The sequence below is a fragment of the Rhizobium sp. BK312 genome (genome assembly GCF_014193605.1).
GTDB lineage: Bacteria > Pseudomonadota > Alphaproteobacteria > Rhizobiales > Rhizobiaceae > Rhizobium.
In genome coordinates this window covers 477,570-491,478 of record NZ_JACHZP010000003.1, presented here as the reverse complement: position 1 = coordinate 491,478, position 13,909 = coordinate 477,570, and the positions used below count along the sequence as shown (strand labels likewise).

Below are 13,909 nucleotides of genomic sequence, written 5' to 3'. Positions count from 1 at the left end.
CGTGGCTGTTGCCCAACGCATGGCAGGCATGACGGTTCCGGTAACTGGAAAAAATGATCCTACATCAAAATGATAAGGCGGCTTGCCGGTGTGCCGGCAGGCCGCCCTTTCATCGGATGAAAGTACGTATCAGGCCGCTACGCTATCGGCATCATATTGGCCGTAGGTACTGTTGTAGGCATCCATCGGCGACAGCAGATTAAGATCGTAGACGGCATTGGATTCCGGCGACTTTGCCGTAGAGGTAGCGTCGGCGCCCGGCAATTGCATGAGCTTAGCGATCAGGTTACCCAAAGCGCTGTTGGAACCATCGGCAGCAGCACCGGGATCGTCGGCTTCGAGAATGCCGGGGCGCTCGGCCGCTGCGCGTTCCCCTTCGCTCAAAAGACCGTCGTTATTCGCATCAAGGCGCGAGAGCGTGCCACGATACGGATAGGAGCTATTGGATACGGAAGAAACATGGGACATACAAACCTCCTAGGGTAGGAGCCGCCTCATGCGACGTCGTTTGTACTCAGTACATTCAGAGCTAAACTATGAACTAGGTATTAAGCTGCTTCGCGCTGCCGGTAAAGACAAATTGTTAATGAGTATTAACCATAGTTCCCAAGCGGCAAATCCGGATTTTCTAATATTGGTTTTGTGATGCCTTGCCAGGCGACGGGGCATAATCCCCTGGAATCATAGGCTAATCCGGTTATCCAGCCTTACTCGATGAACAGTTTCGTATATGGTGCGACGGATTGCCCATGGAGGGGACATGATGGAATTGTTGCCGCTCGTCATCCTGATTGTCGGTATCGTGGTATTGCGGGGCCACAACCTAAGGATAAAGCAGCTTGAGGCGCGCGTTCAGGAGCTGCAGAATGCTCTCGAAGGCAAGGTGCTGACGCCGGATACGGGCGAATCGATTCCGGCGGCTTATGCCGTCGCGCAACCCATGGACGACGAACCGAAAGTCGCGATCGAGGATACTTCCGCGCCCGAAATCGAGGAGCCCGCTCTCGCTGCACGCAACATTGCGGATGCCGGCCAGGAAGAAGACGCTCCTCTTGCGAGCCAGACCTCCACCCCACCGAAGGAAAGCCTAGAAAGCACAATCGGCGCACGCTGGGCCGTCTGGGTCGGCGGCATCGCCCTGGCACTCGGCGGCATCTTCATGGTCAAATATTCGATCGAGAGCGGCCTTCTCAGCCCCGGCGTGCGTCTGGCTCTTGCGGCACTCTTCGGCCTTGCCCTGATTGCTGCAGGCGAAGTGATCCGCCGCCGCACCGCGCCGGTTCTGAACAGCGCCTTTCAAAATGCGATGATCCCTGGCGTCTTGACGGCAGCCGGTGTCGTCGCCCTGTTCGGCTCGACCTATGCGGCGCATGCCATCTACGAATTCATCGGCCCCGCAACCGCCTTCATTCTTCTCGCGCTCATCTCGCTTGCCACGCTCGGACTATCGCTGTTGCATGGGCAGGCGCTTGCCGGCCTCGGCCTGCTGGCGTCGATGGCGACCCCTGCCCTCATCGCTTCTACCGCGCCACGTCCCTGGACACTCTTCGGCTATCTCGTTCTGACCTGGCTTGCGACCCTTTTGGCGTCGCGCCTGCGCCGCTGGCTGATCGCGCCGTCGCTCGCAAATGGGCTTCTGAGCCTGTGGCCGCTGCTCTACATTACCTTCAGCCCGGTCGTCGATCTCGCGCCGGTCACGCTTTCCATGCTGGCCATGATCGGCGGCACCATCTTCTTGTGGCCGGGACGCTATCCAGTCTCAGAAGCGGTGAAGGAAGACGCAACAACGGCGCCGGCCGAAGATACGCCCCAGCGAGTAAGCTCCGGTATGGAATGGGCGGCATTTCTCGTCCGACAGCCCCTCGGCATGACGCTGACGGCCGCGATCGGTGCGCTCACGGTATCACTCTGCATCGTCGGCTTCAGCCTTCGATATGGATATCCAATCGTCGATGCGACATTCATGTTTGCGGCGATCGTCGCAGCGGTTGCGGCCTTCGGTGCCGGCCGCCTGCATGCAGCCTGGGCAACGATCCTGTCCGCGCTCGTCGCCGTGGTCGGCACGTCCGGCATTCTGACCAACTGGATCGCCGGGATCGAATCCACGACGGATGGAACCGCCAGCCTGCAGAGCACGGTGCTCTATGAGGTCCTCGGCCTCGGCGCCCTCTTCGTAGTCATCGGCGCCTTCTTCCTCCGGCGCGTCGCCCAGGCGGAGAAGCCCTATGCCGCTCTCTGGAGCCTTGTCATGGCAGCCACGCCCTTGGCGATCGCGACGATCAGCTTCGTCAACTTCGGCAACTGGACGCTCGACTGGCTGCATGGGCTCTACGGCATCGGACTGGCGCTAGTTCTCATCGGGCTTGCGGAATGGCAGGATCGCAGCGACGGAGAAGGGTTGAAGCTGCCGACAAATATCTTCGCGGCCGGCTCCTTCGTCGCAGCGGTCTTCGCCCTGCATACGCTTGCGCATCATGCCACCGCGACGATCCTGCTGCCGGTTCTCGGCATCGCCTATCTATTGGCGGGACGCCTGCGCAATTGGCCCGTTCTGCCATGGACCATGGTTGCCGCGCTTGTCATCACTATGGGGCGCATCGCCTGGCAACCGACGATCGTCGATCCCTCGGAGCTCGGCACGACACCGGTCTTTAACATGCTGCTTGCCGGCTACGGCATTCCGGCCGCTCTTGCCGTCTTTGCTGCCTTCATCACGCGTCATTCGCCGAACCTGCGACTGCGCAACGCTTTGCAGGCGCTCGCCTGCTTCCTCGTACTGCTAACGATCGCCATCCTCGTGCGCCACGCCATGAACGGCGGCGTTCTGAACGATGCGGCTCCAACGCTCGGGGAACAGTCGATCTATACGCTGCTGGCAATCGGTGCTTCCGCAACGCTGATGGCGCTCGATCTCAGCGCCGCGAGCCCTGTCTTCCGTTACGGCGGCATGGCCCTCGGCGTCATTTCGGTCGCAATGATCCTCACCCTGCATCTGCTGGGACTGAACCCGTTCATGACAGGCGAGAGCACGGGTCGCATCCCACTCTTCAACCTGCTGCTGCTCGCCTATCTTTTGCCTGCAGCCGCCTATGGCGGATTGGCGCTCTTTGCTCGTAACCGGCGCCCGTTCCCCTATATCAGCATGCTGGCCGCCGCGACGGCCGTGATGGCCTTCGCATGGGCAACCTTGTCGGTGCGGCGCTTCTGGCAGGGTGAGTACATTCCCTTCTGGAACGGCTTCATCCAGGGCGAGCTCTATTCCTACTCTGTCGTCTGGTTGCTGATCGGCATCGCGCTTCTCGGGCTCGGCGCCCGCTTCGAGGCCCGGAGCCTGCGCATCGCCTCGGCGGTGCTAGTCTTCATCGCCGTCGTCAAAGCCTTCCTCATCGACATGGCGAATCTCGAAGGCTTCCTGCGGGCACTGTCCTTCATCGGCCTCGGCGCTGTCCTGATCGGTATCGGCCTGTTCTATCAAAAAATCCTGACGCGGAAGAAGGCGACGGAATGATTGCGGCGAATCCATTGACCCGATAGGACAATAAAACCTGCCGACTGATCATCCCGGAGCAAGTGCAGCTATGGACACCGACAAGATGGCGCGGGCTTTCGCCCCGTTCGAAGTGCTGGCTGCGGATCTCATTCCCCACGCCGCGGATGGCGATGACGGTTCGCACGATATTGCCCATATCCTGCGCGTCTTCCGCAATGCCATGGCCATCCAGGCTGAAGAAGGCGGCAATGCGCGCATTCTCGCCGCAGCCGTGCTACTGCATGATTGCGTCGCCGTCGAAAAGAATTCGCCGCATCGCGCGCAGGCCTCGCGGCTTGCGGCCGAGAAAGCTTCGGGCATTCTGCGGCAACTCGGCTGGGCAGACGACGACATTGCCGCTGCTGCGCATGCGATCATCACACATAGTTTCTCTGCCAACCTGCCACCGGAAACATTGGAAGCGAAGATCCTGCAGGATGCCGACCGGCTGGATGCCATCGGCATGGTGGGCGCTGCGCGTTGTTTCTATATTGCCGGGCGTCTCGGCTCCGGCCTGTACGACCCGTTCGATCCACTTGCGACAGAGCGGCCGCTTGACGACAAGCGCTTCGCCATTGACCATTTCGAGACAAAGCTGTTCAAACTGGCGGATGGATTCCAGACCGAGACCGGAGCCAGGTTTGCCGAAGCACGGCACGACCGCCTGAAAACCGTGCTGGCAATGTTCATAGACGAAATCTGAGGGCCACCCCATGCGCGTCAGCGATCTTTTCATCTATCCCCTCAAGAGCGCCCGCGGCATCGCCATTCCGTCGGCAGCCGTCGATGCTTTCGGTCTCGCCGGCGACCGCCGCGCCATGCTGGTCGATCCCTCTGGCAATTTCATTACCCAGCGCGAATTACAGGCATTGGCCCGGATCGACATCCAGCCGGCACCCTCCCATTTGCGCCTGAAGATGGAGGGCAAGCCCGACATCATCGTGCCGCCGCCGCATTCCGACAACCGTATGGACATCGTCGTCTGGAAATCAGCCGTCAACGCCTCCGTTGCCGACGAGGACACCAACAAGGCGCTGTCGGCATGGATGGGTCGTGAGGTCAGGATGGTGTTCTTCGACAGGCTTGCCAAGCGTATCGCCAGTCCGGAATGGGCGGGAGAGGATACGCCCGTCACCTTTACCGATGGCTATCAGATCCTCGTTACCACCACCGGCTCGCTGAAGGCGCTCAACGCCAATCTCGCCGCTCACGGCGAAGGCGCGGTCGACATGGAGCGCTTCCGTCCGAATATCGTCATCGATATCGACGAGGAGTGGCCGGAGGATCGCTGGGCGGCAATCGAGATCGGTGGCATCCGCCTCGATCTCGTCAAACCCTGCTCGCGCTGCATCATGACGACGCAGGATCAGCAGACCGGCTCGCGCGACGTGCCGAACCCGATGCCCGCCATGGGCCGCATCCGCATGTCAGCCGACCGGCGCGTGTCCGGCCCGCTCTTCGGCTGGAATGCCGTGCCGCGCAGCGAAGGCTCGGTGAAGATCGGCGATGCGGTGACGGTACTTGAGGAACGGCCGGAGGGTTGGGCGCTCAAGCGGCGATAGAAAGCCCCTTTTCGCGTCCTTCACTCAGCCTTTGGCCACAAGACTCGGCGATGTCATGGCATCGTCCGGCGAAGCGACGGCAACTGCCTTCAAGGCGGCTTGCATGAAGCCATCGCGAGCTGCAGCGATCTCGATGCCGCGCGGCTCGTAGACATGGCGATGCAGGAAGAAGCCGGTCAGGCGGAAAGCGGCGGAAAGGCTTTCCCTATCCGCGGCGATCAAGGCTCCGGTCGTCAAAAACGGCGGCAACGCCAGCATCTTATCCGCCCAGGGCATACCGGCTGCCCGGCAAACGGCACGCCCGGATTTCGGCGAAACGAAAGCCAGATCTTCACGCACGCCGGTTGCTGCGCATTCCGTCAAATCGAGGCCGAAGCCGAGATCGTTCAACACGGCAAGTTCGAAGCGCACGAAGAGTTCGCCGGCATCGGCAGGGTTCTGCAGGTTTTCCAGAATGACATCGAGCGCATCGTAGAGATGCGGATGCGGATCACGCTCCGGCAAGAGCCGCAACAATGCGGCCATTGCCTGCACGCCATAGACGGCGGTCGCGGTCTCCATCAGCCGCGCTGCCCGGAGTGTGACCGGCTCCATGCGAAACTCGCCGAGATGCTCATGCAGCCTGGCCCGCCAAGTGACCTCGACGAGATTGCCCGCCTGCAGCACCGGCTGCATGGCGCGCGAGCGACCGGATCGCACCAGCCCCATATGGCGGCCGCGGCCACGCGTCATCACCTCGGCGACGACACTGGTCTCGCCGAGACGTTTGACACCCAGAATGATCGCATGGTCCTGCCATTGCATCGGCCGGCTGCCCCGAAAAATTTCCGCGATTCGAGTTTAGGGCAAACGGCCGCGGCTGTCACATGGCAAGAGAGGAGCCGCCGGCCAGGGCCTCGACAAAGAGACGCATGGATTGCTCGTCGAAGGGCTTGTTCAAAAGCGGCACATGCCGCAGATCGGCCGGAAAATCGAGCGTATCGGAATAACCGCTGACGAAGCCGAAGGAAATGCCGCGTTCCATCAGCAATCTGGCAAAGCCGAAGCTCGTCGACTCTCCAAGATTCACGTCAAGCATCGCAAAATCATAATGTTCGGAATGGATCGCGTTGACCGCCTGTTCCAGATTCGAAGCAATCTCAATCTGCTGGATACCTACAAGACGAAGGATTTCCTCAGTCTCCATTGCAATAATGAGATTATCTTCCAGTATAAGCACGCGCTGAAACGTCATATCAGCGCCATCCCTGCACGTATGCGCCAGTTGGCGCAGCCCGTAAAAAGTCCCGCATCTATCCCTCCGGCGCCAATCATCGGCCCGTATTGAATGGATGGTTTGCCCCATCCGCCTTGGCTCAGTCTCTTGTGACATGACTTTGCCTCCAACCCGCTTCGCACTTTTCGCACTGCGGTACTATGGGCTCGTCACCATGCTCCAATCGCTTTTGTCGCCGGGGTTAGTAAAAGGTGAAACTGGTAGAAAAGTGACGATAACAGTAATCTATGCTGATACAGTTATTGCCGGCATTTAAAAAAGACATGCGTTTGCTAAAAAGGCAGTGCCTAGATGAAGGGGCGCTTGCCCGAATCAAAACCGTCCCAGCCCGCAAGTTCTGCAAGCCCTTTCCCATCCAGAACCTCGCAGCCCCTCTCCTGCCAAAGGAGCAACCCTCGGGCCGCCAGCTTTTTCAAAGTCTTATTGGTATGGACGACGGAAAGGCCGAGTGTATCGGCGACATGCTGCTGCGTGATCGGGATAACCTTGCTGCCGTTGAAAAGGCGCAGAGTGCTGGCGCGCTGGTGCAGATATGCAATGAGATAAGCGGCCCGCTCCATCGCGGAGCGCCGCCCGATGCTCAGCAGATGCTCATCGAGAATCCGCTCCTCACGCGATGCGATCCAGGTCAGATCATAGGCCAGCGAGGCATGAGAATTATAGAGCGTCATCAACTCCGTGCGCTCGAAAACACAGAGCGATATCGGCGAGAGCGCTTCCGTCGAATGCTGCATCTCCCCCATGATCGACCCCTGCAATCCGATAAGATCGCCGGGCATCACGTAGTTCAGGATCTGGCGGCGGCCATCCTCCAGCGTCTTGTATCGAAAACCCCAGCCGGAGAGGATGGTGAAAAGGTGAGCGCTATGCGCGCCTTCGAGGAAGATCGTGGCACCGGCATCGACAAGAAGCTCACCCTTCTTGAAGCCGCTGATGAAATTCAGCTCGTCGCGCTCGAATTCCCGGAAATGCGGCAGTGATCTCAGCGGACATTGCTGGCAAGGCGTGCGTCGTCCATGCACCGTCACTGCTGCCTTCGCCATGAAACACCCCTCAAGTTACAGCGGCAAACAGAATATGCCCAATAAGCCACTGTAATATTAAGCGTTGCAGGAACGCAAACTCTCGTCAATGCGGGAAGTCGAGGCCCATTTCCCGGAAGCGCTCGGGGTCGTCTCCCCAGTTTTCACGGACCTTCACGAAGAGGAAGAGGTGCACGGGCTGCTCCAGGATCGCGGAGAGTTCCTTGCGTGATGCGGTCGAGATCGATTTGATCGCTTCGCCGCCCTTGCCGAGAGCGATCTTCTTCTGGCTTTCGCGCTCGACATAGATCACCTGTTCGATGCGCACGGAGCCGTCCTTGCGCTCTTCCCACTTTTCCGTCTCGACATGAGAGGAATAGGGAAGCTCCTGATGCAGACGCAGAAACAGCTTTTCGCGGGTGATTTCGGCGGCAAGCTGGCGCATCGGCAGGTCGGAAATCTGGTCTTCCGGATAATACCAGGGACCTTCCGGCAAAGTCTTCGCCAGATAATCCATGACGTCGTCGCAGCCGGAGCCGCTTTCCGCCGAGATCATGAAGGTTTGCTCGAAGGCGATCTTCTCGTTGGCGGCGGCGGCAAGCGCCAGCAGGTCCTCACGGCGAACGCGGTCGATCTTGTTCAAGACGAGGATCTTCGGCTGGGAAACATCCTTCAGCCCTTCCAGGATGGCTTCGGCATCGCCGCGCAGACCACGCTCGCTGTCGATCAACAGCATGATGAGATCGGCATCCTTGGCGCCACCCCAGGCGGACGTCACCATGGCACGATCAAGACGGCGGCGCGGCTTGAATATGCCGGGCGTGTCCATGAAAACGATCTGCGCGTTGTTGTGAATGGCGATGCCGCGCACGATGGCGCGCGTCGTCTGCACCTTGTGGCTGACGATCGAGACCTTTGCGCCGACGAGCCGGTTGACGAGCGTCGATTTACCGGCATTGGTGGGGCCGATAAGGGCAACGAAGCCCGAATGCGTCGGGCCGATATGTTCAATCGCGCCGTCTTCGGCGGGCGTGTCCTGGTGATTGGTCATTTTCCACTATTCCCCGGCAGTCACTTCTCAGTCAACTGAGGCTGCCAAATACCTTCGCGCTCCAGGATCCGTGTCGCCGCCATCTGTTCGGCCGCACGCTTGGAGCGTTCTATTCCCGTTTCAGGCGCCGTTCCCTTGACTTCCACAGTCACCGTAAAGCGAGGATCATGATCCGGTCCGCTGCGATCATCAACCCTGTAGACCGGGGTGACGCCGAATTTCGCATGCGCCCACTCCTGCAACTCCGTCTTGGCGTCGCGCCTTGCGCCCTCCGGCCGGATGGCGCGGCGCTCCCAGAAGCGCAGGATGAAGGCGCGGGCGACTTCAAGTCCGCCATCCAGATAGAGTGCCGCAATCAGGCTTTCGACGACATCGGCGCGCACGTTGAGCATCCGCTTGCCCGTCAGCTTCTTCACGTCGGCGCCGGTGCGGATATAGAGATGCAGCTCCATCTCATCGGCAACTTCTGCACAGGTTTCGGCACTCACGAGCTGGTTGAGGCGAACCGAAAGCTCGCCTTCCGTTGCCGCACCGAAGGTCTTGAAAAGCAATTCCGCGATACAGAGGCCGAGAACACGGTCGCCGAGAAATTCCAGCCGCTCGTAGTTGCCCGTCTTGTGCGTACGCGCGCTGGCATGGGTCAGCGCGCGGTCGAGACGCTCCTTCTCGGCGAATTCGTGGCCGATAACGACCTCAAGCCTGGCACGATCCGCCTGGGAGAGCGTCTGTGCCTTCGTCATTCGACAACCTTGAAAATACGGTCCCAACGCATATTGGTCGGCCATTTCCAGATTTCACGGAACGAGGTGTCGTGACCCAGCGAGAAGAAAATGACGCTGGCACGGCCGATCAGGTTCTCAGCGGGGACATAGCCGACATCGAAACGGCTATCGTCGGAATTGTCGCGATTGTCGCCCATCATGAAGTAATGGGCCGGCGGAACGACATATTCCTGGGTGTTGTCGCCACGCGAATTCGGCGAAAGATCCAGCGTGTCGAAGACCTTGCCAGTATCGGGCAGACGTTCGCTGTAGACGGCGATATGGTCACCCGGCTCCTGGCTATAGTCGGACGAGAAGGTGCCATGCGGCTCGCGCGGAACGGCCTGGCCGTTGATATAGAGAATGTCGTTCTTGACCTGGATGCGGTCGCCCGGCAGGCCGATCACGCGTTTGATGTAATCGACATCCGGATTCGGCGGGAAGCGGAAGACCACAACATCGCCACGCTTCGGCTCGCTGCCCAAAATGCGACCGCTGAACAGATCGGGCGAGAACGGCAGCGAGTACTTGGAGTAGCCGTAGGCGAACTTGTTGACGAAGATATAGTCCCCGACAAGAAGCGTCGGCATCATCGAGCCGGACGGAATGGTGAATGGCTGAAAGAGAACCGTGCGGATGATCATGGCCAGGACGAGCGCCTGAACGATGACCTTAATGTTCTCCCACAGGGCGTTCTGCTGTTTTACGGCTTTCTCGGACACGCAGTCTTGTTCCTTTTTCGCACCCCACCGGCGCACTTATATTCAGGCACTGTCTACTCGCTTCATATCATCGCGGCAATGGCGCGGGTGCCAAAAGCGACATACAGTTATGATTCAGGCATCCATCGGCAGCGCTTCGATAATCACAAAGGCCTGAGCAAGAGGAAAATCATCCGTTATCGTCAAATGAATGGCGGCGCGGTGATTTGCCGGCAGCATGGAAACCAGCCTTTCTGCGGCACCGCCGGTCAATTGCATGGTCGGCTTTCCACTTGGCAGATTGACGACGCCCATGTCGCGCCAGAAGACGCCCTGCGCCAATCCCGTGCCCAAAGCCTTCGAGCAGGCTTCCTTGGCAGCAAAGCGTTTGGCATAGGAGGCCGCCTTGTTTTTGCGGCGTTCGGACTTTGCGCGCTCGATCTCGGTAAAGCAGCGCTCGGTGAACCGGGCGCCGAAACGCTCAATCGTCTTCTCCACACGGCGGATGTCGATGAGATCACTGCCTATGCCGATAATCATGGGAAGGCCCTCCTGGCGGCCCGGACAAGGTCAGTCTGGGTCAGACGCTCGATGCGTTCTCGGCAAGCGCCAGCCGCTCGCGGGCGCGCTCCATAAGGCGCTCCTTGCGGCGGGTTTTGAAGGTCTTCACACCATAATAGGTCAGCGCGTAGACAATCACGCCCGTCACGATGGCAGGTGGAATGCCGCCGATCAGCATCGGCTTCAACACCGGATCCCAAATTTGCGAGAGATCGCCCTTGTGCCAAAGCGCGGGCAGATCGATGCTGCCGCCCTGACCGCCGCTATCGCGTGACAGGATCAGATGGCCGATCTCCCACGTCAGAGCCCAGATGAAGGGGTACGTAATCGGATTGCCGGCGGCCAGACAGCCCAGCGCCGAAGCGATGACATTGCCGCGGATCAGATATGCGATGATGATCGCCATGACGAAATGTACGCCAATGAACGGCGTCCAGGACACCACAATACCTGCGGCAAAACCGGCCGCGACCGAATGCGGCGATGCGGCAAGGCGAACGAGGCGCTTGCCGAAATATTGGAACGAGCGGACAAAACCCTTGCGAGGCCAAAGGTGCTCCCGCAGTTTTTCCTTGAATGTCAGTGGTTTTCGGCGGCGAAACAGCATGCGGCTTATCTAGTGCAACGGGGGCCGTCATGACAAGAGCGGCCAAGCGTATCATGCACCGATTAAGAACCGAAAGTACGGCTCTTTTTGGGAACGTCAGCTGCTATTGAAGCAGAAAATGGACGTTCCTCTTCAGCGGCGGGCAGCAATCCCGCAAGATCGGGATGCTCCAAAGGGCGCAACAACGACGCGCCCCTCCTGGTCTTTCAAGTATTAACGGCTATTAACGCGTGCGGAACAGACCGCGGTCGACCTGACGCTGACGATATTCAAGGTCAAAACGGTCATGCGAACCATTCAGATAAGCCATTTCGCGTTCTTCAACACTCGGAACACGCAGGGCACGGGCGATTTTCTTGATCGGGCTAAACATTATCTTCTCTCATTTCAGTTTCGTTTCTTCGATGACCAGAAGATAGGCGCAACAAAGGTTAATTACCACCGCTTTGAAATATACGCAGCCATGCGCTCAGCGCATATCTATCCCGAAAGGCGCTCGAATTTGGTCATAAAATGATCACAAAATATGCAGGATGCTTTGAGATCGGCCGACATCACTCGTAGAGGCGCTTTACCGTCGCAATGCAATCGAGTTCCTTGAGCTGCACCAGAAGCTGATTGAGCTGGCGCAAATCCCAGACTTCGACATCGAGGGCCATTTCGGTGAAATCGGCGGCAACTCGAACGGTATTGAGCACGCGAATGTTGACGTCGACGTCCGCTACGGTCTGCGCCACCTTTGCAAGCGTGCCCGGCTCGTTGAGAGCATTGATCAGGATTCGGGCGGCAAAGCGGGACTTGTTGGCTTCGTCCAGATCCCAGCGCACATCGATCCAGCGCTCGGGCTCGTCGTCGAACCGCTGCAGGACCGGGGACTGGATGGGATATATGGTGATGCCCTTGCCCTTTTCCATGATGCCGACGATGCGGTCGCCAGGAACCGCGCCGGTCGGCGCGAAATGCACCTCGACGTTCGAGGAAATGCCGCGGATCGGCGGCGCATCGATATCGGCGCCATCGGAAACCTCGGCCTTGTTCTTGCCGGGGATCTTGAAGATCATGCCCGAGGCGCTGCGAACGTTGAACCAGCCCTCGTCGCCGGCAGGCTTGACCGTCACGCGCTCATCTTGATGATCCGGGTAGACCGCCCGCAAGACATCGAGCGACGACATCTCCCCTCGCCCGACAGCGGCGATCGCATCCTCGACATCCTTCTGGCCGAGGCGATGCAGGGCAGGCTTCAGGGCATCGCGCGAGAAGACCTTGCCGGCACGCTCGAAAGTGCGCTCCAGAATGCGGTGGCCGAGGCCGGCATATTGCTTGCGGATGGCAAGCCGGGTTGCGCGGCGAATGGCAGCACGTGCCTTGCCGGTGACCACGATTTCTTCCCAGGCGGCCGGCGGCACCTGCACGCCCGAGCGGATGATCTCGACTTCATCGCCGTTGTTCAGCCGCGTAACGAGCGGCATGATGCGGCCATTGATCTTGGCACCGACTGTGGTGTCACCGATATTCGTATGGACGGCATAAGCAAAGTCGATCGGCGTCGCGCCGCGCGGCAGGGCGATCAGCTTGCCCTTGGGCGTGAAGCAGAAGACCTGGTCCTGGAACAGTTCGAGCTTCGTGTGCTCGAGGAACTCTTCCGGGCTGTCGCCCTCGGCCAAGGCCTCGATCGTATGGCGCAGCCAGGAATAGGCGTTGCTTTCCCGCGACAGGAGCTCACCATCCGCACCATTGCCGTTGCTATTCGTGCCGTCCTTGTAGAGCGTATGGGCGGCGATGCCGAATTCGGCGATCTCATGCATGCGCTTCGTGCGGATCTGCAGCTCGATGCGCTGGCTCGAAGGGCCGACGATCGTCGTGTGCAGCGAGCGATAATCGTTCTGCTTCGGCGTCGAGATATAGTCCTTGAAGCGGCCGGGAACGACGCGCCAGCGGGTGTGGACGATGCCGAGCGCCCGATAGCAGGACGGAATATCGTCGACGAGAAGACGGAAGCCGTAGATATCGGAAAGCTGCTCGAAAGAGAGCGACTTCGACTGCATCTTGCGGAAGACCGAATAGGGCTTCTTCAGCCGGCCCTTGACCATGGCGTTGGCCAAGCCGTTGGCAACAAGCAGATCGCGCAGTTCGGTCTCGATCTTCTTGACCAGCCCTTCATTACGGCGCGACAGCTCCTCCAGGCGCTTGGTGACGGTATCATGCGCTTCCGGATTGATATGGCGGAAGGAGAGCTCCTCCAGCTCCTCGCGCATGTCCTGCATACCCATGCGGCCGGCGAGCGGCGCATAGATTTCCATCGTCTCCTCAGAAATGCGCGCGCGCTTTTCCGGCGACATGTGATCGAGCGTGCGCATATTGTGCAGGCGGTCGGCAAGCTTGACCAGAAGCACGCGTACGTCGTCGGAAATGGCGAGCAGCAGCTTGCGCAGGTTTTCGGCCTGCTTGGCCTTCTTGGTAACGAGATCCAGCTTCTTGATCTTCGTCAGGCCCTCGACCAGGCGACCGATGTCCTCGCCGAACATCTCGTCGATTTCGGCGCGCGTCGCCGTCGTATCCTCGATCGTATCGTGGAGAAGAGCGACTGCGATGGTCGATTCATCCAGACGCATATCCGTCAGGATCGCAGCAACTTCGAGAGGATGGGAAATATAGGGATCGCCGCTGGCACGTTTCTGCTGGCCATGCTTCTGCATCGCATAAACATAGGCTTTGTTGAGAAGAGCTTCGTTGGCATCGGGCTTGTATTTCTGCACGCGCTCAACAAGCTCGTATTGCCGCATCATTCCGAAGCTACTCCCGCAAAAACAAAAGCGCGCCAGTCATCTGACCGGCGCAC

The 13,909-nt window shown here is 59.4% G+C and carries 14 protein-coding genes; 3 read left to right on the top strand and 11 right to left on the bottom strand.

Features of this window, described 5'->3' with window-relative positions; all coding sequences use genetic code 11:
• Positions 1-129 precede the first annotated feature (129 nt).
• Positions 130-468: a hypothetical protein gene (locus tag FHT85_RS10995; RefSeq protein WP_112410703.1), complete on the bottom strand. Its 339-nt coding sequence runs from the start codon at positions 466-468 to the stop codon at positions 130-132.
• A gap of 295 nt (positions 469-763) precedes the next feature.
• Here FHT85_RS10995 and FHT85_RS10990 point away from each other — a divergent pair, with 295 nt between their 5' ends.
• The 3 genes from FHT85_RS10990 (at position 764) to FHT85_RS10980 (ending at position 5,091) form a co-directional block, all read left to right on the top strand.
• Positions 764-3,508: a DUF2339 domain-containing protein gene (locus FHT85_RS10990; protein ID WP_112410724.1), complete on the top strand. Its 2,745-nt coding sequence runs from the start codon at positions 764-766 to the stop codon at positions 3,506-3,508.
• 70 nt (positions 3,509-3,578) lie between these two features.
• Entirely contained in the window at positions 3,579-4,232 is a 654-nt protein-coding gene (locus tag FHT85_RS10985; RefSeq protein WP_409527326.1) for an HD domain-containing protein, read from the top strand.
• A gap of 10 nt (positions 4,233-4,242) precedes the next feature.
• Positions 4,243-5,091: an MOSC domain-containing protein gene (locus FHT85_RS10980; protein ID WP_183774077.1), complete on the top strand. Its 849-nt coding sequence runs from the start codon at positions 4,243-4,245 to the stop codon at positions 5,089-5,091.
• A gap of 24 nt (positions 5,092-5,115) precedes the next feature.
• Here FHT85_RS10980 and recO read toward each other — a convergent pair whose 3' ends face one another.
• The 10 genes from recO to FHT85_RS10930 form a co-directional block, all read right to left on the bottom strand.
• Positions 5,116-5,895, bottom strand: a complete 780-nt coding sequence (recO, locus tag FHT85_RS10975; protein ID WP_112410705.1) for a DNA repair protein RecO — start codon at positions 5,893-5,895, stop codon at positions 5,116-5,118.
• 58 nt (positions 5,896-5,953) lie between these two features.
• The gene (locus FHT85_RS10970) at positions 5,954-6,325 is read right to left on the bottom strand and encodes a response regulator (RefSeq protein WP_015339302.1); all 372 of its coding nucleotides are present in this window, start codon (positions 6,323-6,325) and stop codon (positions 5,954-5,956) included.
• A 329-nt stretch (positions 6,326-6,654) separates the two neighbouring features.
• Positions 6,655-7,410: a Crp/Fnr family transcriptional regulator gene (locus tag FHT85_RS10965; RefSeq protein WP_112410706.1), complete on the bottom strand. Its 756-nt coding sequence runs from the start codon at positions 7,408-7,410 to the stop codon at positions 6,655-6,657.
• Between the two features lie 85 nt (positions 7,411-7,495).
• A complete protein-coding gene (gene era, locus FHT85_RS10960; protein WP_112337958.1) occupies positions 7,496-8,440 on the bottom strand; it encodes a GTPase Era in 945 nt (314 codons plus the stop codon).
• Between the two features lie 20 nt (positions 8,441-8,460).
• Complete coding sequence (gene rnc, locus FHT85_RS10955; protein WP_112337959.1) at positions 8,461-9,180, bottom strand: ribonuclease III; 720 nt, start codon at positions 9,178-9,180, stop codon at positions 8,461-8,463.
• Positions 9,177-9,923, bottom strand: coding sequence for a signal peptidase I (lepB, locus tag FHT85_RS10950; RefSeq protein ID WP_015339298.1), 747 nt, complete (start codon positions 9,921-9,923; stop codon positions 9,177-9,179). Before lepB ends, rnc begins: the two co-directional genes overlap by 4 nt.
• Positions 9,924-10,037: 114 nt before the next feature.
• Positions 10,038-10,442 carry a holo-ACP synthase gene (gene acpS / locus FHT85_RS10945; protein WP_112410707.1) on the bottom strand — a complete coding sequence of 135 codons (405 nt, stop codon included), beginning with the start codon at positions 10,440-10,442 and terminating at the stop codon, positions 10,038-10,040.
• Positions 10,443-10,482: 40 nt separating this feature from the next.
• Positions 10,483-11,070 carry a DUF2062 domain-containing protein gene (locus FHT85_RS10940; RefSeq protein WP_015339296.1) on the bottom strand — a complete coding sequence of 196 codons (588 nt, stop codon included), beginning with the start codon at positions 11,068-11,070 and terminating at the stop codon, positions 10,483-10,485.
• Positions 11,071-11,293: 223 nt separating this feature from the next.
• Positions 11,294-11,443 (bottom strand): DUF3563 family protein, encoded by a 150-nt coding sequence (locus tag FHT85_RS10935; RefSeq protein WP_015339295.1) that lies wholly within the window; start codon positions 11,441-11,443, stop codon positions 11,294-11,296.
• A gap of 181 nt (positions 11,444-11,624) precedes the next feature.
• Positions 11,625-13,856: a RelA/SpoT family protein gene (locus tag FHT85_RS10930; protein WP_112337961.1), complete on the bottom strand. Its 2,232-nt coding sequence runs from the start codon at positions 13,854-13,856 to the stop codon at positions 11,625-11,627.
• Between the last annotated feature and the right edge of the window lie 53 nt (positions 13,857-13,909).

What these genes read in the sequence shown, in the direction of transcription:
- FHT85_RS10965 (WP_112410706.1), bottom strand. Translation starts at nt 7,410, where the DNA reads ATGGCGAAGGCAGCAGTGACGGTGCATGGACGACGCACGCCTTGCCAG.
- FHT85_RS10985 (WP_409527326.1), top strand. Translation starts at nt 3,579, where the DNA reads ATGGACACCGACAAGATGGCGCGGGCTTTCGCCCCGTTCGAAGTGCTG.
- FHT85_RS10935 (WP_015339295.1), bottom strand. Translation starts at nt 11,443, where the DNA reads ATGTTTAGCCCGATCAAGAAAATCGCCCGTGCCCTGCGTGTTCCGAGT.
- rnc (WP_112337959.1), bottom strand. Translation starts at nt 9,180, where the DNA reads ATGACGAAGGCACAGACGCTCTCCCAGGCGGATCGTGCCAGGCTTGAG.
- acpS (WP_112410707.1), bottom strand. Translation starts at nt 10,442, where the DNA reads ATGATTATCGGCATAGGCAGTGATCTCATCGACATCCGCCGTGTGGAG.
- FHT85_RS10970 (WP_015339302.1), bottom strand. Translation starts at nt 6,325, where the DNA reads ATGACGTTTCAGCGCGTGCTTATACTGGAAGATAATCTCATTATTGCA.
- FHT85_RS10930 (WP_112337961.1), bottom strand. Translation starts at nt 13,856, where the DNA reads ATGATGCGGCAATACGAGCTTGTTGAGCGCGTGCAGAAATACAAGCCC.
- era (WP_112337958.1), bottom strand. Translation starts at nt 8,440, where the DNA reads ATGACCAATCACCAGGACACGCCCGCCGAAGACGGCGCGATTGAACAT.
- FHT85_RS10995 (WP_112410703.1), bottom strand. Translation starts at nt 468, where the DNA reads ATGTCCCATGTTTCTTCCGTATCCAATAGCTCCTATCCGTATCGTGGC.
- FHT85_RS10990 (WP_112410724.1), top strand. Translation starts at nt 764, where the DNA reads ATGGAATTGTTGCCGCTCGTCATCCTGATTGTCGGTATCGTGGTATTG.
- FHT85_RS10980 (WP_183774077.1), top strand. Translation starts at nt 4,243, where the DNA reads ATGCGCGTCAGCGATCTTTTCATCTATCCCCTCAAGAGCGCCCGCGGC.
- recO (WP_112410705.1), bottom strand. Translation starts at nt 5,895, where the DNA reads ATGCAATGGCAGGACCATGCGATCATTCTGGGTGTCAAACGTCTCGGC.
- FHT85_RS10940 (WP_015339296.1), bottom strand. Translation starts at nt 11,070, where the DNA reads ATGCTGTTTCGCCGCCGAAAACCACTGACATTCAAGGAAAAACTGCGG.